General features: G+C 68.2%; 15 protein-coding genes and 2 tRNA genes. 4 read left to right on the plus strand and 13 right to left on the minus strand.

The genetic code is table 11. The features are described 5' to 3' along the window. Positions 1-77: 77 nt before the first annotated feature. The 9 genes from QE454_RS03900 to QE454_RS03945 form a co-directional block, all read right to left on the minus strand. Positions 78-1,079, minus strand: a complete 1,002-nt coding sequence (locus QE454_RS03900) for a LacI family DNA-binding transcriptional regulator (protein ID WP_210076923.1) — start codon at positions 1,077-1,079, stop codon at positions 78-80. A gap of 1,738 nt (positions 1,080-2,817) precedes the next feature. Continuing rightward, positions 2,818-5,424 (minus strand): LamG-like jellyroll fold domain-containing protein, encoded by a 2,607-nt coding sequence (locus QE454_RS03910; RefSeq protein ID WP_309668533.1) that lies wholly within the window; start codon positions 5,422-5,424, stop codon positions 2,818-2,820. Positions 5,425-5,662: 238 nt separating this feature from the next. Beyond that, positions 5,663-9,991, minus strand: a complete 4,329-nt coding sequence (locus QE454_RS03915) for a family 43 glycosylhydrolase (protein ID WP_307457931.1) — start codon at positions 9,989-9,991, stop codon at positions 5,663-5,665. Positions 9,992-10,207: 216 nt separating this feature from the next. After that, positions 10,208-11,245 (minus strand): LacI family DNA-binding transcriptional regulator, encoded by a 1,038-nt coding sequence (locus QE454_RS03920; protein WP_307457927.1) that lies wholly within the window; start codon positions 11,243-11,245, stop codon positions 10,208-10,210. Beyond that, a complete protein-coding gene (locus tag QE454_RS03925) occupies positions 11,238-12,773 on the minus strand; it encodes a sugar ABC transporter ATP-binding protein (protein WP_267788249.1) in 1,536 nt (511 codons plus the stop codon). The genes QE454_RS03920 and QE454_RS03925 overlap by 8 nt, the downstream gene beginning before the upstream one ends. Before the next feature lie 77 nt (positions 12,774-12,850). After that, the gene (locus QE454_RS03930; protein WP_307457925.1) at positions 12,851-13,870 is read right to left on the minus strand and encodes an ABC transporter permease subunit; all 1,020 of its coding nucleotides are present in this window, start codon (positions 13,868-13,870) and stop codon (positions 12,851-12,853) included. After that, on the minus strand, positions 13,870-14,913 hold the full coding sequence (locus QE454_RS03935) for an ABC transporter permease (RefSeq protein WP_210076918.1): 1,044 nt from the start codon (positions 14,911-14,913) through the stop codon (positions 13,870-13,872). Before QE454_RS03935 ends, QE454_RS03930 begins: the two co-directional genes overlap by 1 nt. Beyond that, positions 14,910-16,520, minus strand: a complete 1,611-nt coding sequence (locus tag QE454_RS03940; protein WP_210076917.1) for a sugar ABC transporter ATP-binding protein — start codon at positions 16,518-16,520, stop codon at positions 14,910-14,912. Before QE454_RS03940 ends, QE454_RS03935 begins: the two co-directional genes overlap by 4 nt. A 123-nt stretch (positions 16,521-16,643) precedes the next feature. After that, on the minus strand, positions 16,644-17,627 hold the full coding sequence (locus QE454_RS03945) for an ABC transporter substrate-binding protein (RefSeq protein ID WP_210076916.1): 984 nt from the start codon (positions 17,625-17,627) through the stop codon (positions 16,644-16,646). 247 nt (positions 17,628-17,874) lie between these two features. On the opposite strand from QE454_RS03945, the gene QE454_RS03950 reads away from it, so the two are divergent. Continuing rightward, complete coding sequence (locus QE454_RS03950; protein ID WP_210076915.1) at positions 17,875-18,438, plus strand: flavin reductase family protein; 564 nt, start codon at positions 17,875-17,877, stop codon at positions 18,436-18,438. A gap of 72 nt (positions 18,439-18,510) precedes the next feature. On the opposite strand, the gene QE454_RS03955 is transcribed toward QE454_RS03950, so the two are convergent. Next, complete coding sequence (locus tag QE454_RS03955) at positions 18,511-19,398, minus strand: DUF808 domain-containing protein (RefSeq protein ID WP_307457911.1); 888 nt, start codon at positions 19,396-19,398, stop codon at positions 18,511-18,513. 239 nt (positions 19,399-19,637) lie between these two features. Here QE454_RS03955 and QE454_RS03960 point away from each other — a divergent pair, with 239 nt between their 5' ends. Together QE454_RS03960 and QE454_RS03965 are read left to right on the plus strand one after the other, a co-directional pair. Further along, a complete protein-coding gene (locus QE454_RS03960) occupies positions 19,638-20,228 on the plus strand; it encodes a molybdopterin-dependent oxidoreductase (protein WP_210076913.1) in 591 nt (196 codons plus the stop codon). Further along, entirely contained in the window at positions 20,225-20,956 is a 732-nt protein-coding gene (locus tag QE454_RS03965) for an FAD-binding oxidoreductase (RefSeq protein WP_307457907.1), read from the plus strand. Before QE454_RS03960 ends, QE454_RS03965 begins: the two co-directional genes overlap by 4 nt. A gap of 259 nt (positions 20,957-21,215) precedes the next feature. On the opposite strand, the gene QE454_RS03970 is transcribed toward QE454_RS03965, so the two are convergent. Beyond that, positions 21,216-21,304: transfer RNA gene (locus tag QE454_RS03970), tRNA-Ser, on the minus strand. 95 nt (positions 21,305-21,399) lie between these two features. Continuing rightward, the gene (locus QE454_RS03975) at positions 21,400-22,689 is read right to left on the minus strand and encodes an LCP family protein (RefSeq protein WP_210076911.1); all 1,290 of its coding nucleotides are present in this window, start codon (positions 22,687-22,689) and stop codon (positions 21,400-21,402) included. A gap of 326 nt (positions 22,690-23,015) precedes the next feature. On the opposite strand from QE454_RS03975, the gene QE454_RS03980 reads away from it, so the two are divergent. Beyond that, positions 23,016-24,524, plus strand: a complete 1,509-nt coding sequence (locus tag QE454_RS03980; RefSeq protein ID WP_307457903.1) for a VCBS repeat domain-containing M23 family metallopeptidase — start codon at positions 23,016-23,018, stop codon at positions 24,522-24,524. 311 nt (positions 24,525-24,835) lie between these two features. On the opposite strand, the gene QE454_RS03985 is transcribed toward QE454_RS03980, so the two are convergent. After that, a tRNA-Ser gene (locus QE454_RS03985) sits at positions 24,836-24,923 on the minus strand. Between the last annotated feature and the right edge of the window lie 72 nt (positions 24,924-24,995).

Consider the following 24,995-nt stretch of genomic DNA (forward strand, 5'->3'; position numbering starts at 1 on the left):
GACTACGTTGTCGTTCAAGCGACGCGTTGAACCGGTTCGACGAGGGACCGACGGAACGGGGCGCGTCTTCCGCCCCGTCAGGCGGTGCTCCCCCGGTCGGTCAGCTCGGGCTCGATGAACCCGACGACGGGGGGCCCGTAGTCGGGGTCGGCGATGCGCCGGACCAGGTGCTGGACCGCCTTGCGTCCCAGACCGTCGGGGGAGGTCTCGACTGCCGTGTACGGCAGCAGGAAGGTGCGCCCGAAGTCTCTCGAGTAGAGGCTGACGACGGACAGGTCTCGGGGAACCACGGTGCCGCGCTCGCGCAGCACCCCGGGGAGCGCGGCGATCGAGGCATCGTTGTGCACGATGAGCGCCGTGGCATCGGTTCGGGTGTCGAGGATCGCGTTGAGACTGCGCTCGATCGCGGGCTGCTGCGACTCGCCGTAGTGGGCATGGATACGGATCCCGTAGCGCGCGGCCCGCTCGAGGGCGGCATCGCGGAACCGCCATGCGTAGGCGCCACCGCGCTCGAAGACGTGCCGTGGGGGCGAGACGAGCACGATGTCGTGATGGCCGAGCCCGTAGAGGTGATCGACGGTGAGGCGCGCGGCCTCGCCGAAGTCGAGGTCGAAGACGTCGAGCCCCTCCGTGTCGCGCGGCAGACCGACGAGCGCGCCGGGCTGGCGCGCCTGGCGGAGCGCGTCGAGGCGAGGATCGTCGTGCGTGACGTCCAGGAGCACGACGCCGTCGACCATGTTCGACGACGTGATGCGACGGATCGCCCCCGGACCGTCGCCATCGGTGACCATGAGGATGTCGTATCCGAGCTCGCGCGCCGCATCGGACACCGCCAGGATGTACTGCAGCATGGCCGGCGGGAACTCGTCCTCGTGGAATTGGAGCAGCAGCCCGAGGACCATGGTCTGCGAGGTGGCGAGAGCTCGCGCCCCCGCGTTCACGGTGAAGCCGAGCTCGGAGATGGCGGCATCGATGCGCTCCCGCGTCTCGCGCGAGATGGGACGATTGCCCGAGAGCGCGTACGAGACCGTGCTGCGTGAGACGCCCGCAGCTTTGGCCACGTCACCGATGGTGGTCATCTCTGCACCCCCTTCATCATCGAACCGGTTCGACTAGTGTAGCGCCGTAATCGGACCACAGCAAACAGTTTTGCAGTCGAACGCGGGGTATTTCACCCGCCTTCAGGTCACCGCTGCGGGCGCCCGCGCACGACGCGAGGACGCCCCGGGGCTCGGGTCCCCGGGGCGTCCTGCGATCGAGCCGTCAGCTGCTCGCACGTTCCCTTCGGCGGGCGATGAGCGCGGCACCCGCGGCGAGAGCCGCAGCCCCGACGAGCAGACCGCCGAAGCCGGCGAAGGTGGAGCCCGTCATGGCGAGCGATCCGGAGGCCGAGACGCCGGCGCCCGAGGGCGCCGCTCCCACCGACGACGCCCCGCCACCGGTCCCACCGGAGCCGGTACCACCCGTTCCGCCCCCACCCGAGCCGCCGGCGCTCGCGGCGGTCACCGCGAGAGACGTGGTCGCCGAGCGCTGCGAGATCGCCCCCCGTCGCGATGAGCCGGTGATCGCCGACGGGCGCCGATACGGGCACCGTCAAGGTCGCCGACACGGCACCCGCGGCATCCGCCGACGCCTCACCGAGCACGATCGGGTCGGAGTGCAGGACGAACTCGACCTTCTCTCCCGGGGTGAAGCCCGTGCCCGACGCGGTCACCGTCCCTCCCTGAGCGACCGAGGAAACCCCCGCCGAGAGGGTCGGGGCCGAAGCCGTATCGGGGTGGAGGGCCGTGAACGTCATCCGATCGAGGTTCGGCGCCCACTGGGAGCGCAGCCCCAGGGTCGGGTACCGCTCGGAGATGTAGGTGACGCCGTTGAAGTCCGGCTGCTCCTCCGATGCGAAGCGGATCGAGTTCTCCCCGGCCTGCAACTGCACCTCGACCGTCAGATCCCAGAACTGGTTGGCGTTGTAGCTCTGCGGGAACAGCACCTTCTGTACCGGGCCGCCGTTGACGGTGATGTCGGCGCGACGGGCCACGGGATCGGGGTTGTAGTGCGAGGACGGCGACTGCTCCTCGTTCGAGTAGCGCAGGGTCATCGCGTAGGTCCCCGCCTGGGCGACCGTCACCTTCTGGGTGAGGGTGTTGCCGTTGCCGGGGGCGCCGCCGATGCCGACGACCGCCTTGCCACCGCTGGCGAGCGAGAGGTCCTGAACCTTCGCCGAGCCCGCGAGAGTTCCGGCCTCCGCCTCGATGCTCTGCGAGGCCAGCTCGTTCTTCGAGGCCTGCACCGCCACGCGGTCCAGGGCGAGGGTCCCGGACGACCCGACGACCTCCACCTTGTTGATACCGCCGACGAGGAAGGCCGGGATCACCGCGGTGTCGGACACCGTACCGAGGTCCACACCGTTGACGCGCAGGGTCGCGGCGCCGCCTCCGAGGGTCTTCACCTCGAGGGACTTCTCGGAGTCGTCGGCGTTGTAGACCCAGAACGTGACCGATTCGCCGCTCGCGACGGGCACGTATCCCGATCCCGAGACGCCCGCCTTGTCGTACGCGGCCGCGGCGCCGTGCAGGACGGCGTTCTCGGCCTCGTAGATGGGCGTGTACCCGGGGTTGGGCTGGGTCAGGTCGATCTTGTCGATGATCGCCGTACCGACGGTCTGCTTGGTCCCGTCGAGACTCTTCGCCGCGATGGTGATGGTGTTCTTGCCTGCCTGCAGGTCGACCGTCGTGTCACTGTGATTCCAGACGACCCACTTGTATCCGAGCTCCGCGTAGATCTCCTGTTCGGCGCCGCCGTTCACGGTCACGAACATGTTCACCGGCCCCTGCGCGAGGTTGAGCTGGTCCTTGTTGTACGCGCTGGCGAGAACACTGAGGTCGTAGGAGCCGGCGGCGGGCACGTCGACGTCGAAGGAGATCTGCAGGTTCGATCCGCCGCGGATCCCCCCGACGTCCTTCGTCCCCGAGGTGTAGAAGCCGCCCACGTTGCTCGGCGTGCCTTCGGGACCGTTGATCTCGGGGGTTGCTCCGCTGAAGCGGGCGTCTCCTCCGCCTCGTAGACGCCGCGCCACGACACCGGCGACTGCGCCGGGCTCGAGGCGTTCTGGCCCGGGGTGACGATGATCTCGTACGCCGAGTCGGTGCCCAGCTGCGGGAGGCCGCCCTGACCGAACCGGAGGCCGAGCGAGCCGTTCGTCACCGGGGCGTCGAACTCGGCGACCGTCTGCGGCTCGCCCGAGTCGCCGATCTGACCGGTCCAGCGGATGTCGCGCACCTGGACGTGAGCGGTCCCCGACAGGTAGTCGGGCAGACGGTCGAAGTAGACGTTCTGATCGCCGGAGCTGCCGCCGAGGAGGGCATGCACCTTCTTGTCGGCGTCGTCCACGGTGGCCACCCCCTGCAGCGTGTAGCTCTCTCCGGGACGCGGCGGGTGCACGGTGACCGTGTCGCCGGTCATGTTGCCGTAGGCGTTGAGCAACCACCACTGGCCGTTGCCGCGGTTGGACTGGACGGCCGAGTCGCTGAGGTTGCCGTCGATGTTCCAATAGGCGATGTCCGCGTCGATCTTGGAGTCCTCGATCGCGGAGATCCACTGGATCATCTGCGCGGGAACCGACGTGTGGTAGTTGAACGCGTACTCGTTGACGTTGATCGGCAGGTGCTGACCGGCCCACTTCGTGCCGGCGAACAGCTCGTCTTCCCATCCGCGGTACTTCGCGACGGAGTCGCGGATCGTGGCGGGGTTGCTCAGCTCGTGCCAGGTGAACGCCTGCGGAACCGTGTCGTTGGCGATCGCGTGCTGCAGGAACCCGTAGTCCTGGTCGAACAGCACACTCGTGTTCGGCCCACCGATGCGCGCGTCGGGCATCTTGCTCTTGATGAGCCGATAGGCGCGATCCCACGCGCTGAAGAAGCGGTCGGGGTTGTCGAGCCAGCTCTGGCCCCAGAACGACTGAGCGCCGTTGCCGTACATATTGCCCTCGGGCTCGTTGAAGGGCACGAAGACGATGCGCTTGCGGTACTGCTCGGGCAGTTGCAGCACCTGGTCGACCTGCGCGCCGATCGAATCGAGGTACCAGGCCTCCTTCGCTGCGCCGTCGTCGCCGGGCACCTCGTACGGGAAGCCGCGGTTGATGTCGGTCATGTAGATGTAGACGTCACCGTTGGAGGAGTCGGCGAGCGGCTTGACCACCTCGAGCGCGTCGGCGCCGGGGTGCTGGGGGCCGTCCTGGGCCTTGGTGGAGACGGTGCGCAGCTGGATGCCGTCGATGAGGTTGTTCGAGGGCAGACCGGGACCGTACAGGCCGTAGAGCGTTCCCGACGCGCCTCCCATGAATGCGCCGGTGCGATCCCCGACGTCGATCGAGAACTCGTCGGGCGTCGTGACCCGGACGGTGGCCGTCACCGCGGTGTCGGTCCCGTCCACCGTGCCGGTGACGACGAAGACGCCGCGCTGAGCGTAGGAGGATGCCGGGACCTGGGCCCAGGTGACGGGAGCGAGTCGCTGCTGACCGTCGTCGAACTCGGCCTTCACCCCGGGAAGGTCGGGGGCTTTACCCACGTCGGTCTGCACGTCGACGCTCGTCTGCAGCACCTTGGTGGGCTTCGGTGCCGCGGTGCTGGCGAGCGCGCGTACCTGGGCCGCCGAGAGAGCGGTGTCGTAGACCTGGAAGTCGTCGATCGCCCCGGCGAAGAAGGGGTGGACCCCGGTCCAGAAGGGCTGACCGATGAAGCCCGAGTCGGGCGAAGACGCGTCGAAGAGAGCGGTCGACACATCGGCTCCGACCCGGGTGCGGCTGACCTCGAGGCCGTCGAGGTAGTACACGAGTGCCTCGGAGTCGATGGTCGTGGTCACCAGGTGCCACTCGCCGGACGGCAGAGCCGTCGATCCGGAAGCTCCCACCTCTCCCTGAGCAGTGGGTTTGATGCTCGAGCGCGCCTTGTCGTCGCCCTGGAAGCGAGGGGTGTAGAAGGCGGCGTTGTCCTTGTCTTTGCCGAGCGTGTACAGCCACTGGAAGGCGTCACCGCCATCCCACTTGAGCCACGTCGAGATGGTGGTCGAGCTGAGCCCCTGGAAGAGTCCCGAGGGAACCGTGATGAACGGCGCCGTGCTCGATCCGGCTGCGCCGCCGGAGAGATGCAAAGCCTTGCCTCCCGCCGGACCGTCGACCAGCTGCGCCGAGCCCGGGTTGGTCAGCACGCCGTCGCGTCCCTTGCCCGATTCGTCCTTCACGGTCGAGGAGACGGCTGTCTCTGCGTCGAAGTCGTAGTCGAGGATGACATGGCTGCCGGAATCGGCGGCGGGTGCCGCCTGAGCGACCTGGGGGTGGGCGGGGGAACCGATGGCAAGGGCGGCGACGGCCAGCCCTGCCGTGACGGTCGCGATGGGCGCGCGTACGGCACGCCGTCGAGTCGGCCTCATGGAAACTCTTCTCTCGTCGTTGAGGGGATCACCGCTTCATCTGTCGAACCGGTTCGACACACACGGTAGATCGGTATCGCCACACGGTCAAGAGGGGATTCGCCGCTGTCGTAGCCGTCGCCCGCGACGGGTGCTCTCGGACCGCACTCCCGCACGCGCCGCCCGGCGTCAGCGAAACACGAGAAGGGGCCCGGATGCCGCGGCATCCGGACCCCTTCTCGTCGTCCCTCTCGGGCGCTTACGACACCGTGCGCCGCGGTCGACGCATCGCCCAGACCGACGCTCCCCCGACCAGGAGGAAGACCGCGAGCAGCGATGCGCCCAACGGACCCTGCGCGCCGGTCGCGGCGAGCTGACCCCGCGGGACGACCGTGATCGGCACTCGCTGGATCACCGAGCCGTCCGCCGCGAACACCACGATCGAGTGCGCGCCCGCCTCGAGGTCCGCGGGGATGCGAACGTCGAAGCTGACCCGGCCCGCCGCATCGGCGACGGGGATCCCGGCGATGCGGATCGGCGTGCTGCGCAGCTCGGCGGTGATCTGCTCACCGGCTCCGAGGCCCGTGACCGTGACCCGTACCGTGCCACCGCGCTCGACCGTCGACGCCGATACCGAGACCGAGGGGGCCGCCGGAGCCGTCGAGGGCGGTGTCGTCGGCGAGGTGGTCGGCTGGGCCGTGGGCGTACCGGTCGGAGGCGGCGTGGGAGACGGGCTCGCCGTGGGCGGGCCGCTCGGCGACGGGCTCGGCTCGGGGCTCGGCTCGGTGGGGACCTCGCGCGCAGCGACGCTGGTCAGCGTCGGCTTCACGGTCTGGAACAGCCCATCGGCACCGATCGGGACCCGGTCGATCGTCGTCTCGCGGTTGGTTCCGCCTCCTCCGGGGATCGCGAAGCGGTGGTACGCGATGTACCACTCGTCGGTTCCCGGCACGTTGATGATCGAGCTGTGCGCAGGTCCGAGGATCCCCTGCGAGGGATCCTTCTGCAGCAGGATGCCGCGGTAGGTCCACGGTCCGTCGATGCTCGTCGACGTGGCGTAGCCGACGCGGTAGTCGGGCGACCCGGTGTCGTCGATCGAGTACGTCAGGTGGTAGGTGCCGTCCCGGAAGTTCATGAAGAGCCCCTCGCGGAAGTCGGGCAGGCCGCTGATCGGCTTGATCGTTCCCGCCTTGATGCTCTTCATGTCGTCGGACAGCTCTCCGTAGACCGGCCGGCCGTTGCCCCAGAACAGGTAGAACTTGCCCGTCTGGGGGTCCTTGAACGCCGCGGGGTCGATCGCCTGACCGCTATTGACGCTCTCGGCGTTGGTGATCATCGGCCGCGACTCCGCGGTGAACGGCCCCTCGGGGCTGTCCGCCACGGCGACGCCGATCTCCTTGCGGTTGTCGGTGGGCTCGTGACCGCTGAAGTAGAAGTAGTACTTCCCGCCCTTCTCGATGATCGTCGGAGCCCACGCGTTGCCGGTGGCCCACGGGACATTGCCCGCGGCGCCGTCGAGGGTCAGGAACGGCTTGTCCGACCGCGTCCAGTCCACGAGGTTCTTGGACTTCCAGACGTAGAAGGTGTTGCCGCCCCAGCCAGGGGTACCGTCGGTCGTCGCGTAGATGTAGTACGTGTCACCGAACACCGCGATGTTCGGATCGGCGTACAGCCCCGGCAGGACCGGGCTCTTCATCTCGACGGCCGTCAGCGTCCACGCCGTGTCGGCCTGGCCGGACGTCTTGAGCGTGACCGTCACCGGCGAGCTGAGGTTGCGCAGCGTCCCCGACGCCGGGGTCGCGGTCGTTCCCGTCGCGGTGGCGAAGGTCGGGCGCAGCGTGGTCAGGTCGGTGCCGGGCTTGACCGGGAACGTCACCGTCCGGGTGTCGGCGTCGACCATCGGCGCGACCTTCAGCACGCTGGGGTCCTGAAGGCTCACCGCCCCGAGGATCGATCCGTTGCCCGACTGCGCGACGATCTCGTCGGCCGACAGCGCGCGGTTGTAGAGCGCGAACTCGCGCACCTGGCCGCGGAGCAGGTTGTCGGCGTTGTAGACCGACTTCCCGATGTAGTTGGCGAGGGTACGACCGCCGCCGATGTCGCCGGGGCGCACCGTGACGTTGGTGTTCTCGGCGACCTGCTGGCCGTCGAGGTAGAGACGTGCCGTCGTGCCGCTGAGCGTGTAGGTCACGTTCACCCACCGGTCGCGCGGCAGAGCCGACGCCGATTGCGCGTTCTGCTCCCCCGACCAGTTGCCCGTCGTGAGCGCTCCGCGGAGCTGGTTGTCGCCCGTCGCGAACAGATAGCCGTTGCCGGTGCCGTCCTGAGCGGTGTTTCCGAACGCGTACAGGAAGTACGGGTTCTTCTGCGCCGCGTCGACCCGCATCTCCGCCTGGACCGTGATGTCGGTCGTCCCCGCCAGCACGTCGTCGGGGAGATCGACGTAGTCGTCGGTCCCGTCGAAGGTGAGGGCGGCGTCACCCCAGACGGCATTGCCCTTGATCTGCGCATCGCGCCCCGCACCGGAGCGGTCGTGCAGGGTGGAGCCGGAGCCGTCGGTGAAGTCGTAGCGCAGGAGCTCGCCCTTCTCGTTGGCCGCGAGCGGCTGCGGAAGGTTCGCACGGAGCGCCGAGAGCTCGGCCTGGGTGACGGGCATGACCGTTCCGTGACGGGGGCTGCCGGGCAGACGGTACGACGCCGGGACCTGCCAGTCCGGGTTGGCGATGTCGGTGGTCGCGAGCGGGATGTAGCCGCGTCCGCCGTACTCGTCGACGAACAGGTAGTACTTGTCGCCGTTGACGTCGCCGGGGTTCGACTTGAAGATGCTCGGCCCCTCGACGGCGCCGGTACCCGCGTTCTTGCCGATGCACGAGGTGACGGGCGTCCACTGGTCGAGCGGTGCCGTCAGCACCGACGAGCTCTCCTGGATGATGTCGCTGCAGCCGGTGGTGCCGGCGCCCTCATCCTTCGTGAAGCGCTGGTAGACCCCGTCGGCCTTGATGACGGTGGAGTCGATCCGCGACATACCGCCCTGCCAGACCTTGGTGTCGCTGAAGGTGACGAAGTCGCGGGTGGTGGCGTACAGCATGCTGTTGGCGACGTTCGAGGTGTGGTTCGGGTCGCTCTCGGGGTAGAGCTTCGACGCCCAGAAGACGACGTACTCACCCAGCGATTCATCCCAGTACGCCTCGGGCGCCCACGTGTTCCCCGCCGTGTCCGGCGAGACCTTGACGTGGCGCTGGGGGCTCCAGGTGACGAGGTCGTGCGACTCCCACACCTCGAGGTACTTCGACCCCGTGCGCTGCGCGCGATCCCAGTTTCCGTCGCGGCCGATCGAGAGGTCGGTGGCGATCAGGTAGAACGTGTCGCCCTCCGGAGAGCGGATGAGGAACGGATCGCGCAGGCCCTTCTCGCCGAACGTCGAGGTGAGCGTCGGCTGCCCGTTGTTGAGCTCGGTCCAGGACAGGGCGTTGTTTCCGTTGCTGGCGGCGAAGTAGATGTTCTCGCCCGCGACGGAGTTGCCCGTGAAGTACGCGAACGTGTACCCCTCGAACGGCCCGATCTGCGCCGCCTTACGGACGGTCGCGGAGAAGTCGCGCGTCTGGGTGACGGCGTTCTTCGTGACGGATGCCGTGAGCGTCACGGTCGCGTCGTCCGCGGGGCGCGTGACGACGCCGTCGGCGGTGACGATCTTCGCGTCCGAGGTCGTCCAGGTGACCGGGAGCCCCTGCGACGACCCGGGGAGGTTGAGGTTGCCGCGGACGTCGTCGACGTTCGTCACCGTCAGCGCGCTGAGCGCAGACTGTACCGCCGTGCTGTCCTCGGGCGTCTTCACGAGGGCTTTGACCTCGGCGGCGGAGAGGGCGCGGTCGTAGATACGGAAGTCGCGGAGGCTTCCGGCCAGGCGCTTGTCGGGGGTGTAGGTGGAGCGACCGAGGTAGTTCGCGGTCGTGGCACCGCCGCCGATCATGCTCGGGAGCGTGGTGGTGTTGGTGTTCTCGGCGATCTGCACGCCGTCGATGTACATACGCGACGTCTTCGACCCCGCATCGAGCGTGTACGTCAGCGTCTTCCAGACGCCGCGCTCGAGGGCAGCGCTGCTCTCGGACTTCTGCTCGGTCTCCCAGTTGCCCAGGGCGATTCCCGTGCGCGCCGGGTTGCCCGTGGCGAAGAGGTAGCCGTTGCCGTACCACTCCTTGGTATTGCCGAGGCCCCAGATGAAGTAGTTGCCGCTCTGCTCGGGGCGCACGATGACGTCGGTGCTGACAGTGATCGAATCGAGCCCCTCGAGGATGCCATCGGGCAGCTTGATGTCATCGTCGTCGCCGTCGAGACGGACGCCGTCGGCGCCCGTGAGCGTCGGCCCGCCCTCGAAGGCGGCGTCGCGTCCGTTGCCGGATGCGTCGTGGGCGACGGTGCCGGTGGTCTCGTCGAGGGGGTATGCCACCACGAGGCTCGCGTCGGCGGCGACCGCGCCGGCCATGGCGGGGACGGTGAGGGGTGCCGCGACCAGGGCGGCGATGACCGGGACGGCGAGCGTCCAACGGGAACGGCGGCGCGGGGTCGCCAATCGATCGTGAGGGGTCACGGGGGGTCCTCTCGGGGTGCGTCATTGCAGGAACCGTCGTCTTCGACGGTCCTTCGCATGTTAGCGCTCACACCACGCAATGACCAGCATGGTTACGTCAACAGCCCCACCCGCCGGCCGTGGGAGCGATGTCACGGCCTCGCGTTTCGCGGCCGAGACCTCCCTCTCGCCCATCGATCGCTCGAGCATCCGCGCCCGCGGGACGCGTCGGCGCGATCAGCGCGAGCGATGCGAGCCGGTGGGACGCACGGTCGGCGCCGAGTCGCGCACGATGAGTCGCGTGGGAAGGGGGGTGCTCTCGCTCACGGTGTCGGGGTCTTCGACGGCCAGCAGCACCTTCTGCATGAGGATCTCTCCGAGGGCCGCGAAGTCCTGCCGCACCGTCGTCAGGGACGGGTAGAGGAACGCCGCCTCCGGGACATCGTCGATGCCGACGACACCGACGTCCTCCGGCACGCGCAGCCCACGCTCGCGCAGAGCCGAGAGCACGCCGATCGCCATGTGGTCGTTGGCGACGAAGATGCCCTCGCCCGGGGCGATGTCGGCCTCGCCGGCGATGCGGTATCCGCTCTCGGCCGACCAGTCCCCGTGCACGAGGTCCATCGACTCGCTGCGCGAGGACGCGAGCTCTTCGCGCCACCCGCGGATGCGCTCGACGGCGTCGGGGTTTCGAGCGGGGCCGGCGATGTGGCGGATCGGGCCGTAGCCCGCCTCGCGCAGGTGTCGTACCGCGCTCCGGGCCGCTCGGTACTGGTCGATGGCGACCAGGCGCGGGTGCGGCCGACTCGTCGTCGCCGACGCCACGACCGGGATGTCGAGGTCGAGGGCCTGCACGGATGCCAGCACCTCGGTGTCCACGACGATGAGCACGATGGCATCCACTCGCTGTTTCAAGAGCCCGTCGATGGCCGCTCTCACCGCCACGGCGTCGCCCTGCGGGGAGCTGATCGCGTCGACGTTGTACCGCGCGGCGCGGGCCGCGAAGTTGAAGTTCATCGCGATCGACGAGGGGCCGTAGTCGACACTGCCCGGGGTGACGAGGCCGATGGTGCGGGTCCGGCGCGTGACGAGGGCCCGGGCGGCCGGCGACGGGCTGTACCGCAGCTGCGCGATGGCCTGCTCGACTCGCGCGCGCGTGGCCGGGCGCACGTTCGGCATGTTGTTCAGGACGCGCGAGACCGTCTGATGCGAGACGCCCGCCAGGCGGGCCACATCGAAGATGTTCGCCGTACGCGCCGCTTTGTCGTCAGCCATGGACCGCCTCACCGGGACTCTCGTGCCCCGCCACGAGAGCCAGGAGGGCATCGGGGGTGAGATCGACGGCGGGGACGATCTGCGCGAGGACTCCGTCTCGCATGACCGCCACCAGGTGCGCCACACGCAGCACCTCGTCGAGCTCGGCCGAGATGTAGATGATCGAGAGCCCGTTGTCGGACAGCTCACCGACGAGCCGCTGGATCTCCGCCTTGGCGCCCACGTCGATGCCCCGCGTGGGCTCGTCCAGGACGATCACGCGGGGTGAGAGAGCGAGCAGGCGCGCGAGAAGCACTTTCTGCTGGTTGCCGCCCGACAGCGTCGAGACCGGGCGATCGATGTCGGCGGGGCGGATGTGCAGAGCCTCGACCCAGCTGGTGGCCAGTTCGCGGCGCCGCGCCGTGCTCATCCTCCGCAGCACTCCTCGCTGAGCCTGCAGCGCGAGGCTGATGTTGTCGAGGACGCTCAGGTCGCCGATGACGCCCTCGGTGCGACGGTTCTCGGACGAATAGGCGATACGGCGGCTCATGGCCTCACGCGGCGAACGGAATCGCGCCGACACACCATCCACGAGCACCTCCCCCGATCCCGGCTGGTCCACGCCGGTCAGCGCCCGGGCCAGCTCGCTTCGGCCGGAACCGAGAAGACCCGCGACCCCGATCACCTCCCCCTCGGCGAGATCGAGATCGGCCTCGCGCAGTCGGGAGCCGGCACTCAGGCCGCGCGCGCTGACGACAGCGGGACCCTCGCTGTCATCGACGGTGCGCTGGCCCAGGGGCGCGAGAACGTCCGCGGCGGCACCGAGCATCTTCTCCACGAGATCGATGCGCAACAGCTCCCTCGTGGCGTACTCACCGACGAGGTGGCCCCCACGCAGGACCGTGACGCGGTCGCAGATCTCGTAGACCTGGTCGAGGAAGTGCGAGACGAACACGACCGCGATGCCGGTGTCCTTCAGCTCGCGGATGACCCGGAAGAGCTCGGCGACCTCGTCGGCGTCGAGGCTCGAGGTCGGCTCGTCGAGGACGAGCACCTTGACGTCGACCGAGACCGCGCGAGCGATGGCGACGAGTTGCTGGATCGCCAGCGGATGCGACGACAGGATCGAGGCCGGATCCACCTCGACACCCAGAGACGCCAGGGCGGATGTGGCCCGACGACGCATAGCGGCGTGGTCGATCATGCCCCACTTTCGGGGCTCGCGGCCGAGGGAGATGTTCTCGGCCACCGTGAGATTGGGGAGGAGATCGATCTCCTGGTAGACCGTCGAGATGCCGGCCGCCTGGGCCTCGGCGGGGGACGACAGTCGCACGGGCGCGCCCTCGATGAGGATCTGGCCGCTGTCGAGGCGGAGGGCTCCGGTGATCGCCTTGATCAGCGTCGACTTGCCGGCACCGTTCTCGCCCATGAGCGAGTGGACCTCGCCGGCCTGCAGCCGGAAGTCGACGCCCGAGAGCGCCGACTCGACGCCGAAACGCACCGACGCCCCGCGCACCTCAAGAAGGGGCGGGGCGACGGCGGCGGGCATGGGGTCAATCATGCCCGCGTCGGGGCGAGAGCGCTAACACCGAGGCGGAGCGTGTTTCGCGCCGCCCCGGCCGGAAGTCAACGGCTCAGGGCGGAGCGCGACACGATCACGCGCTGCACGACCACGAACAGCAGCAGCAGGGCGCCCACGGTGATGCGCGTCCAGGACTGTTCTGCTCCCGAGAAGGAGATGATCGTGCGGATCAGCCCGTAGACGAAGACGCCGATCATCGAGCCGAGGACGAACCCGCTGCCTCCGGTCAGCAGAGTGCCGCCGATGACCACCGCGGCGATGGTGTCCAGCTCGGTGCCCACGCCGTTCAGGGGGTAGCCGGCGCCCGAGTACGCGGTCAGGACGATACCGGCCAGGCCCGCGCACACACCGCTGATGACGTAGACCGACAGCTTGGCACGGACGACGGGAAGGCCCATCAGGCGAGCCGACTGCTCGTTGCCGCCCACCGCGTAGACCGCGCGCCCGAATCGCGTGTAGCGCAGGACGAACGCGGCGAGCGCGACGGTCAGCAGCGCGATGATGCCGGTCGGGGTGATGTACCAGCCCGCGAACGAGAAGCGCGTCGACTGCAGCCACAGCAGTCCTTCGTTGTCGACCTTGATCGATTCGAGGCTGACGACGAAGGCCAGGCCGCGAGCGAGGAACATCCCGATCAGCGACGCGATGAAGGGCTGCACGTCGAAGAACTGCACCAGTACGCCGATCAGCAGGCCGATCGCCGCGCCGATGAGCACCATCGCGGGGATGGCGACCGCGACCGGGACGCCGTCGCCGAGCATCTTCGCGCACAGGATGCCGGTGAACGCCATCACGGCTCCCACCGACAGATCGATGCCGCCGGTGAGGATGACGAAGGTCATGCCCACCGCGAGCACGAGCAGGTAGGCGTTGTCGAGCAGGATCGACGACATGATGCGGTTCAGCTGGAAGTTCGGGAAGTACCACATGGCCCCCGCGATCATCACGACGAGGATGATGACCGCGGCGAAGACGGGCACCCACGAGATGTGACGGCTGAGGAAGCGACGGTACGAGACCGCGGGCGACGACGTCGAGCGTCGTTCTTCGGTGAGAGTGGCCATCAGGACAGCACCTTTGCGTCAGGACGTCGGGTGATCGGACGGAGCGCGCTGCGCCCGGCCGTGTGGAAGTAGGCACGGAAGCGCTTCGACTGCAGCAGCACCACGATGAGCACCGCCGCGGCCATGAACACGGGGCTGACCGCGGGCGGAACACCGAGGAAGGTGATGGTGCTCTTCAGCGTCTGGATGGTGAAGACGCCCACGACGGTGCCGGCGAGGCTGAACTTTCCCCCCGCGAGCGAGGTACCGCCCAGAACGACCGCGAGGATGGCATCCAGTTCGATGTAGAGACCGGCGGCGTTGGCGTCGGCGGCCATGATGTTCGAGCTGTAGAGGATGCCCGCGATACCCGCGAGGGCGCCGCTGGCGATGTAGGCCCCCCAGATGATGCCGCGCGAGCGGACACCCGCCAGGCGGCTGGCCTCGGGGTTGATACCGACCGCCTCGGTCAGCATGCCGAGGGCCGTTCGCCGTTCGAGGATGCCGACGACGATCACCGCGAAGATCGCGACGAAGAACGCGAAGGGGAGGCCCAGAACGTACCCGCCGGCGATGAACTTGTAGGGATCACTGTTGATCGTGGTGATGAAGCCGCCCGTGATGAGCAGGGCGACCCCGCGTCCGGCGAGCATGAGCACCAGCGTCGCGATGATCGGCTGGATGCCGAGCACCGAGACGAGGAAGCCGTTCCAGACACCGAGGATCAGGGCGACGCCGACCGCCGCGGCGATCGCGGTGAAGACCACCCCGAGGTTGCCGGGGTCGGGCGAGGCCTCGATGACGGTGAGGGCGACGGCCCCCGAGACGGCCATGATCGCGCCGACCGAGAGGTCGATGCCGCGAGTGGCGATGACCAGGGTCATGCCGAGGGCGACGAGCATGAGGGGCGCGCTGTTGCGCAGGATGTCGATCAGCGACCCGTAGAACTGACCGTTCTGCACCGTGATGCTCAGGAAGGACGGCCGCGAGATCGTGTTGATGGCGATGAGCGCGAGCAGAGCCGCGATCGGCCACACGAGGCGGTGGGTGAGGAATTTCTTCATGCGATCTTCTCCCGATCGGACGACGGTGTCTCGGGTGCGGCGTGCGGCGTTTCGGCGGTCGCCGACTCGGATTGCCCCTCGGCGATGTAGGCCACGAGGGCGTCGAGGTCGACGTCGCGGGTGGCCAGTTCGCCGATCTTACGACGGTCGCGCAACACGGCCACGCGCTGCGCGAGGCGCAGGACCTCTTCTAGTTCGGACGAGATGAAGATGACCGCGAGGCCCTTCTCGGCGAGCTCGGCCACCTTGCGTTGGATATCGGCCTTCGCACCGACGTCGATGCCGCGGGTGGGTTCGTCGAGGATGAGCAATTCGGGGGCGGTGGCGAGCCATCGTGCCAGGAGCACCTTCTGCTGGTTGCCGCCCGAGAGGTTTCGGATGAGGGCGTTGGGATCGGCCGGGCGCACGCCGAGGGCGGTGATGTACTCCTCGACGACCGCCTGCTTCTCGGCCGCGCTGATCTTGCGCAGCGCTCCCCGGCGGGCCTGGATGCCGAGCACGATGTTCTCGGCGACGGTCAGGTCGCCGACGATGCCCTCGGCACGGCGGTCCTCGGACGAGAACGCGATGCCGCGGTCGAGAGCGTGACGGGGCGACCCGGTGCGCGCGCCCGAGCCGGACACCTGCACGGTGCCGTCGTCGGGCCGATCGGCGCCGGCGATGAGGCGGGCGAGTTCGGTGCGGCCGGAGCCCAGGAGCCCGGCCAGCCCCACGACCTCGCCCGGGTAGACGTCGAGGTCGACCGGCTCGAGGGCGTTCTTGCGCCCGAGCGACAGAGTGCGCAGCACCGGGGTTCCGGTGCGGTCGATCGGTCTCTCAGCACTGGCGGAGATCGCATCGAGCTCGCCGAGCTCACGGCCGATCATCTTCGCGACGAGCTGCTCGCGGCCGAGTTCGGCGACGGGGTACTCCCCCACCAGGGTGCCGTTGCGCAGCACCGTGAGACGGTCGGAGATCTCGTAGATCTGGTCGAGGAAGTGCGAGACGAAGAGGATGGCCACGCCGCGGTCGCGCAGATCCCGGATGACGCCGAACAGCTGCTCGACCTCACCGCGGTCGAGGCTCGAGGTGGGCTCGTCGAGTACGAGGACCTTGGTATCGACGACCATGGCGCGGCTGATCGCGACCAGCTGCTGCACGGCGATCGAGTGGCTGGCCAGGATCGATCGGGTATCGATGTGCACGCCCAGCTCGGCGAGGTAGGTGGCGGCCGCGGCGTGCGTGGCCTTCCAGTCGACCATGCCGGCGCGACGGATCTCGTTGCCGAGCATGACGTTCTCACCGACGGTGAGGTTCTGGCAGAGGTTGACCTCTTGATAGACGGTGGCGATGCCCGCGGCCTGGGCGTCGGCGGTGGCGCGGAACTGACGCTCGGTCCCGCCGACGCGGATGACGCCTTCGTCGATCCCGTACACGCCGGTCAGGGCCTTGATGAGGGTGGACTTTCCGGCGCCGTTCTCTCCCATGAGGGAGTGCACTTCGCCGGCGTAGAGGGTGAAGTCCACGCCGTCGAGCGCCTTCACCCCGGGGAACTGGATGCTGATGCCGCGCATCGCGACCACGGCTGCCCGTTCGGCTGTCTGCACGGCGACCCGTTCGAATGTCATTGTCGATCGCTTTCTCGGATCGGGAGCGTGCGGGGCCGGTGGATACCGACCCCGCACGCCGGGGAGGATGTTCCGTCGATGCCGGGGTGTCGTCGAGGGGAGTCGACGACGGATCCCTGCGGATCAGTAGGGGCGGCTGTCCAGGACCTTCTTGGCCTGCTCCTGGTCGAACGCCTGGTCCTCGACGATGTAGCTCTTGTCGACGGACTCGCCGGCCACGACCTTCTTCACGACCTCGGCGGTCTTCTCGCCGAGGAGCGGGTTGCACTCGACGATGTAGTTGAACTCGCCGTTGGACAGGGCGGTCATACCGTCCTTCACCGCGTCGATGGTGACGATCTTGATGTCGGTGCCGGGCTTGAGACCGGCCGCCTTGATCGCCTCGAGGGCGCCGAGGCCCATGTCGTCGTTGTGGGCGAAGAGCAGGTTGATCTGCGAGCCGTACTTCTGCAGGAAGCCCTCCATGACGGTCTTGCCGTCGGCGCGGGTGAAGTTACCGGTCTGCGAATCGAGGACCTTGATGTCGGTGCCCTTGATCGCGTCGTTGAAGCCGGTGGCGCGGTCGGTCGCGGCGGACGAACCCGTGGTGCCCTCGAGAACGACGAGGTTGGTGGGCGTCTTGCCGAAGTTGTCGGCGACCCACTTGCCCGCGGTCTCGCCCTCCTGCTTGAAGTCGAGGCCGATCCAGCTCGCGTAGAGGTCGTCGGATGCCGAGACCGTACGGTCTTCGAGGATGACGGGGATGTTGGCATCCTTCGCCTCTTTGAGGACGTCGTCCCAGCCGTCGCTCACGATGGGGGCGAGCACGATGGCGTCGACACCCTGGTTGATGAAGCTGCGGACGGCGGCGATCTGCGCCTCGGGCTTGTTGTCGGCGGCGTTGAAGACGAGGTTGAAGCCGTTGGCCTCGCTGAACGCCTCCTTCATCGACTCGGTGTTGGCGCTGCGCCATCCGCTCTCGGAACCGGTCTGGGCGAAGCCGACCGTGATCTTGTCGCCGGTGCCGCCACCGGCGTTTCCGCCACCGCCCGCACCGGCGCAGCCGGTGGCCGTGAACGCGATCGCGCCGACGAGCGCGATGCCCGCGATGATCTTGTTCGCCTTCATGATGAAACCTCCTCGTTTCGCCGGCTCCGATGCCGGTCATGTGATGCAGCCCCTCGGGTGGGCCGTGTGTGAATGTTAGCGCTCACAGAACGAGATGTGTCAAGCAATTACGTCGCACCAAAGGTCACGGATTGATAAATGTGAAGCCTCACACCGTGACGCGATCCCTCCGCGTGATCGCTGATAGCGTTTCGCCGTGTTGCGTCCGAAGGACCGGCCCCCGGCAGAAGCGCTTACCGTCGTAGACATGACTTCGCTTCCGCACGGCGCCCCCGAGGGCACCCCCGCCATCGGCACCTCGGTCTCGGCGGACGACTTCAAGAGGGCCTTCCGCGGTCACCCCGGCGGCATCGCCGTCATCACCGCTTACGGCGAGAACGGCCCCGTCGCCCTCACCGCCTCGTCGGTGTCGTCGGTGAGCGCTGACCCGCCCCTGCTCATCTTCTCGGTGTCGGCCCTGTCGTCGGCGACGCCGACGATCATCGCCGCCGACACGATCGTCGTGCACTTGCTCGACGCCGAGGACATCTCGCTCGCCCGCGCGGGAGCCACCAGCGGCCTCGACCGCTTCGCCGACACCTCCACCTGGTCGCGCCTGGCCACCGGCGAACCCGTGTATCACGGCGTGCGCGCCTGGCTGCGATGCAAGATCGTCAGCCGGATGGATGCCGGCGGCTCCACGGTCATCGCCGCTCAAGCCCTGCAGGTCGACGTCGAGCGCGACCTCGAACCGGGCGAGCCGGGGGCGGCGCTGGTCTACCACAACCGTGCGTGGCACCGCCTCGGCGAGCACTCGCGACTCGACGACTGACCGCGCCGGGCGGCGCGTACGGCGCCGGGAATGGAACTGTGCGGGGGCTGCTCGGCCGCCCGCGGGTGATCTTCAGTGCGCGGCTGCGCCGCGTCGCGTCAGTCGCGCGATGCCGGTCACGACGCCCACGATGACGAGCCCCAGGATCAGCCCGAAGACAGCCGACATCGCGGTCTCGACGATCCACACCACCACGGGCCCGGCGGCCTCGATCGCGTGCGTGACGAGATGGACCACGTCGTAGGGCCCCGACCACAGCGTCTCGGCGAGGTTCTGCAGCACGAGGTGGCCCCCGACCCACAGCATCGCGACGGTGCCGATGACGCTGATCACGCGGAAGACCGCGGGCATGGATGCCACGACCCGGGCGCCGAAGCGACGGACCCCGCGCGACGGGCTCTTCATGAACCGCAGACCGATGTCGTCGATCTTGACCAGCAGCGCGACCGCACCGTAGACGACCACCGTCATGGCCAGGCCGATGACGAGCAGCGCCCCCAGCGTCATCCAGATGCCGAAGTCGGGGTCGAGACTCGACAGGGCGATGAGCATGATCTCGGTGCTGAGGATGAGGTCGGTGCGGACGGCGCCGAGGACGAGCTTCTTCTCGTCGCGCGGTTCGTCGGCGCCGTGCTCGCCGTGGCTCACGCCGAACCACTCGAGCACCTTCTCGGCACCCTCGAAGCAGAGGAACCCACCGCCGATGATGAGCAGATACGGCAGCACCCACGGCGCGAAAGCCGTGAGCAGCAGCGCGATCGGGATGATGATCACGTACTTGTTGATGATGCTGCCGAGCGCGATCTTCCAGACCACGGGCAGCTCACGCGCGGGGGTGAGCCCCTGCACGTACTGCGGGGTCACGGCGGCGTCGTCGATCACGACGCCGGCCGTCTTCGCGCTCGCGCGCATGGCGGCGCTGAGGATGTCATCCACAACGGCGAGCAGACCGACCGACATGCGCTTCTCCCGGGGGTGCGAGGGCTACGGCGCACGCGCACCGCAGGCACGACCCTATCGGGCGGGGGCACCGCCTCGACCGGGGTGGCGCGCGGGGTCGCTTCGCGCGGGGGGATCGTGCGGGGGAGGACATTCCGCGGCGTCAGGTCCCCCGCTCGCCGATTCTCCTCCTGTCCAGGCGCTGTGTTCCGCGCACGCCCGTGGTTAGGGTGAGGCCAACACGAGCAGCAGGGGGTCGTATGTCGTTCATCACGCGAGGGTTCTCGGGCCGGCGACGGGAGCGCGATCCGCGGCTTCCGCCCGGGCAGACGCTCGTCGGCGACTGGCCCGTGCTCTCGGCCGGCCCGACCCCCGTCGTCACCGACGAGACGTGGGAGTTCGCGATCGGTACGGAGAACGGTGTGCACCGCTGGACCCGCGCCGAGCTCGAGGCGCTCGGGATGGAGGACATCACCGTCGACATCCACTGCGTCACGCATTGGACCAAACTCGACATGCCCTGGCGGGGCGTCTCCCTCGACCGCCTCTTCGCCGAGGTCGAGACCTCGCACCGCTACGCGATGGTGCACTCCTTCGGCGGCTACACGACGAACATCGCGCTCGACGACCTGCTCGGCGGCAAGAGCTGGATCGCCTTCGAAGCCGACGGGGCACCCCTCACCCCCGAGCACGGGGGACCCGCACGGTTGCTCGTGCCCCACCTGTACTTCTGGAAGAGCGCGAAGTGGGTGCAGGGGCTCATCACGATGCCCGCCGACAAGCCCGGGTTCTGGGAGCAGAACGGCTATCACCTGCACGGCGACCCGTGGCGGGAAGAGCGGTACGGGTGACCCGCCGCTCCCCCGCCTGGCACGTCGCGACCGTCATCGACTCGCGCCCCGAGACGCCGACGGCGCGCCGCATCGAGCTCGACGTGCCCACCTGGCCCGGCAACGACGCGGGCGCTCACATCGACGTCCGCCTCACCGCCCCCGACGGCTACCAGGCGTCGCGGTCGTACTCGCTCGCCTCGTCGGGCGCGGGCACGCGGCTCGTCCTCGCCGTTGACGAGGTACCCGACGGCGAGGTCTCGCCGTTCCTCGTCCACGATCTGCGCCCCGGAGACCAGATCGAGGTGCACGGCCCGCTGGGGGCGTTCTTCGTGTGGCATCCCTCCGACGACCCCGCGCCCGTGCAACTGATCGCGGGCGGCTCGGGGGTCGTCCCCCTCTTCGCGATGGCTTCGGCGCACGCGATGAGCAACGACCCCGCACCGTTCCGCCTGTTGTACTCGGTGCGTTCTCCCGCAGACGTGTTCTTCGCGGACGAGCTGACCGCCCTCACCGACGACCGCTTCCGTCGGGACATGGTCTACACCCGTCGCGCGCCGACCGGGTCGTCGGTACCGCCCGGCCGAGTGACACCCGAAAGCCTGCGCAGCGCCGCGTTTTCCCCACACGAGCGGCCGCGCATCTACGTCTGCGGCCCGACCCCCTTCGTCGAGGCCGTCGCGAGGTGGCTCATCGACGCCGGACATGATCCCGCCCACGTGCGAACGGAGAGGTTCGGAGGCGCCTGAACGACTCCGCTCGACGGTGATGACCCGGGGCGGTCTGACCGTCACGCTTCTCGAGGTGGGATGCCACGGCATCCGTCGTCCGCCGAGCCCATTGCGGAAAGCGGGGAGAGGTGGCCTCGGCCGTCGTGCACGCGAGCGCGATGGAACTCGTCGCCGCTGCCCCGGCTGAGCCCGTACCTGCATTCGACCGACGCGCCCTTTGGCAGACAGGGCGGACGACAGGAACGAGAAAAGCCCCGGCGCGCCGGGGCTTTTTCTGCGGAGACGGAGGGATTTGAACCCTCGGTCCCCTTACGGGGACTCCACCTTAGCAGGGTGGTGCACTAGGCCTGACTATGCGACGTCTCCAAGTGATCGACGCCTGACGGCGCGAGCACACCGGTCCATACTAACCGGATGCCGCCCGGCATTCGAACCACGTTCGAGATGCCGGGCGGCGAGACTCAGCCGCGGACGTTTCCGTTCGAGCAGGTGGACTGCGCGGCGGTCTGTCCGGCGATGCCGCTCGGCAGCTGGATCGCGTCCGACGTGGGCGCGGGCGAGGCCTGAGAGGTCGCGGTCGGCGTCGGGCTGGCGGTCTCGACCGGGGCGGGCGTCTGGGTGGGAGCCGGCGTCGCATTCTTGTCCACGACCACGCCGTTGCCGTCGCTGAGATTGCCCGACAGCTCGAGGGGCTGATTCGCCGAGAGAGCCGCCCACAGCGTGTCGGCGTCGGTGCGGTCGGGCACGACGCGGTTGGGGTTGGAGGGGTCGGTGTACGTCGGGTACTGGATGAACACGATCTCGTTGAACGGCACGTCCTTGACCGCGGAGGCGATCTGCACGAGCGTCAGCGGGTTCGTCAGCGAGGTCGAGGGGTCGACGTTGCGCAGCGCGGTCGAGGCGAGCTTGTAGAGCGTCGCGGGGTTCGACAGCACGTCCTGGCTCTTGAGCTTGTTCGCCAGACGCGACATGTACTGCTGCTGGTTCGAGATGCGGCCCAGGTCGCCGCCGTCGCCGACACCGTGCCGGGTACGGAGGAACTGCAGAGCGTCGAGGCCCTGCACCGTGCGCATGCCGGCGGGCCAGTCGATGCCGGTGTAGCGGTCCTTGATGCCGTTGGCGATGCAGACGTCGACGCCGCCGATCGCATCGGTGATGTTGATGACGCCGCCGAAGCTCACCTTCGCGGCGAAGGGGATCTCGAGACCGCTCAGCTCAGAGACGGTCTGCACGACGCACGAGAGTCCGCCGTACGAGAACGCGGAGTTGATCTGCTGCTTGCTCATCGCGGAGGTCTCGTTGCCGTCCTTGTCGGTGCACGAGGGGATCGGCACCATGAGGTCGCGAGGGAACGAGATGACCGTGACGCGGCGAGGCGCGTCAGAGATGTGCACGAGCATGTTGACGTCGTTGAGGCTGCCCTCGGAGTCGGCGCCGGTGCAACGGTCGCCGAAGAGCTGGGCGAAGCTCGGCTCGCATTCGTCGGTACCGACGAGGAGCATGTTCACGCCGCCCTTGAGCTCTCCGAGGTCCGGCGGAACGGCCGGCTGGCCCTTCAGCTCGACCGCGTCGGCGGTGAAGCTCTGGGTGAGGTCGACCGCGGCGTAAGCGAGGACGGCGCCGCCCGAGACCAAGAGGACGGCGAGGGCGATCGCCACACCGCGGAACAGCTGAGACAGAGGGCCCGGCGACGTGAGTCGCCCGTGACGCGCGACGGTTCGCTGACCGCGCGGGGTGGAGGTCTTGCTCACTCGGGTCCTTTCGAGACGGATGCCACCGGCCCGGCAGCACGTCGACCTCGACGAATCGGCGAGAGGTCGGGGTAATACTAGGGACCGCGATCTGTGAATGCCGTGAGGATCGGGCGTTTCGCCCGGGTGAGGTGGGCCGCGGGGCGATCTCGCGCGAACGTGCGCACGGCCCAGCAGGCGTCGGCGTCGCATGTCCCCCAAAGTTCCGACAGAGAAGCCTGACAGCGCGTCGATAGGTTCGTGACTGCAGCTGCGATCTCCCGCCATCCGCCCACGGGGTCATGTCCGTGGAAAGAGGGCTACTCGTCGATAAAAGAGGATGACGCATGGGCCAGACAATTCGAAGAAGGGCCGCGACTCTCGCGGCAGCGATGATGTTCGCAGCGGTCGGAGTGGTGACGCAGATCGCCAGCGCACCGCCGGCACATGCCGAGTTCGGGGCGATGATCTATCCCGTATCGGGAACCGTCACCGGGCTCGTCGAAGATCGGTGCGAAGGACGGCCATCGGATCACCAGGGCGTCGACATCGCGGGCAACGGCGGAACTCCCATCGTTGCCGCATTCGACGGCACCGTGACGCTGAGAGTCGTCAACTACGGCAGCACCAGCTATGGCAATTACGTCGTCATCACTCATACGAGCGGCTACACCACGCTCTATGCCCACATGAGGGACGCACCACCCGTCGCTCAGGGGCAGACGGTCTCTCGGGGTCAGCAGATCGGAATCGTCGGCAACACCGGAAACTCCTTCGGCGCCCACCTGCACTTCGAGCTCAAACGGAACGGCGCGAACGTCACCAACAATGCCTTCTCGTGCGGCAGAAACGTCTCACGGGGATCCGCCATGAGCATGGACTTCCCTGGGCTGGGAAGCAGCTCCACCCCGACGACACCGCCCCCGCCGGATCGCGACGGCGATGGCGTTCCAGACAGCTTCGATGTCTGCCCCGACTACCCCGGCTTCGCGCTATACGCGGGCTGTGGCCTGCCGAGATCCGCAAATTCGACGGACTTCGACGGCAACGGAAAAGCAGATGTCTTCTACGGCAACCCCAACGGCCAGTGGTGGGCATCCGACGGCGGCTCCGCCCCATGGCGAATCCTGAACACCGCGAACATCGATACGAAGCTGTTCCAGTTCGCCGACTTCAACGGCGACGGCAAAGACGATGTCTTCGCTCCGCAACCGAACGGCAACTGGCTCGTCTCGTATGGCGGCACCAGCGGCTGGACAGTCATGAACAGCGCTCCGAGCCTCGGCGGCCAGGAGTTGCAGTTGGGCGACTTCAACGGGGATGGAAAAGCTGACGTGTTCTACGCCAACCCCACCAACTCCGAATGGTGGGTCTCCTATAGCGGAAACACCGGATGGCAGATTCTGAACACGGGTGTTCCGGCAACGGATGTGCGAATCGCAGACTTCAACGGAGATGGCAAGAGCGACGTGTTCTACGCGCACCCGAACGGCGACTGGTGGGTCTCGTACGGCGGGAACACCGGGTGGCAGATCCTCAACTCTGCCAATGTGCCGGGGGCGGAACTGAAGTTCGGCGACCTCAATGGCGATGGGAAGGACGACGTCTTCTGGCCCAACGGACGCGACGGACGGTGGTGGGTCTCTTACGGCGGGAACACCGCATGGACCATCACGAACACCGCGAACGTACCGCTGCAAGACCTGCAGCTCGCAGACGTGACCGGAAACGGCACGGCAGACGTGTTCTTCCCGAACACGGGGGCGGGAGCGTGGTGGATCAGCGAGTCGGGCACGAGCGCATGGACATCCATCAGCGGCACGAGCGTCGACCCCCGATTGCTCGTCGTGAGCTGACCGGCGCATCTCTCGGCCGGGCCGACAGGTGCGGCCGAGAGATGCGTTCCGGGCGGCGCAGAACATGACGATCCCGATGCGAGAGCCTCGGGCGTGGACGGTCTCGTGCCGCTCAGCCAGGTGAAAAAACGAAGGCGGGCCCCCGCGGGCCTGCCTTCGTCGTCGCGGAGGGTGTGGGATTCTCCCCATCGCCCCTCCACCGTCCGCTTTGCGCCCGGCGGAGCCTCCGGCGGCGTGGGCCCAACTGTGTTCTCATCCCGCTCAGCCGGTCAGAACGCAAGAAGCGGACCCCACGGGGCCCGCTTCTCGCGTGGCGGAGGGTGTGGGATTCGAACCCACGGGACATTGCTGCCCACTGGTTTTCAAGACCAGGTCCATCGGCCGCTCGGACAACCCTCCTGAACGCACCGAGTCTACCGAGCCGCGAACGCGGCGCGACACGACGGGACGTGAGCGCGGCGGCCCCGGGCG

This window comes from Microbacterium sp. SORGH_AS_0454 (assembly GCF_031453395.1).
Taxonomy (GTDB): Bacteria; Actinomycetota; Actinomycetes; order Actinomycetales; family Microbacteriaceae; genus Microbacterium.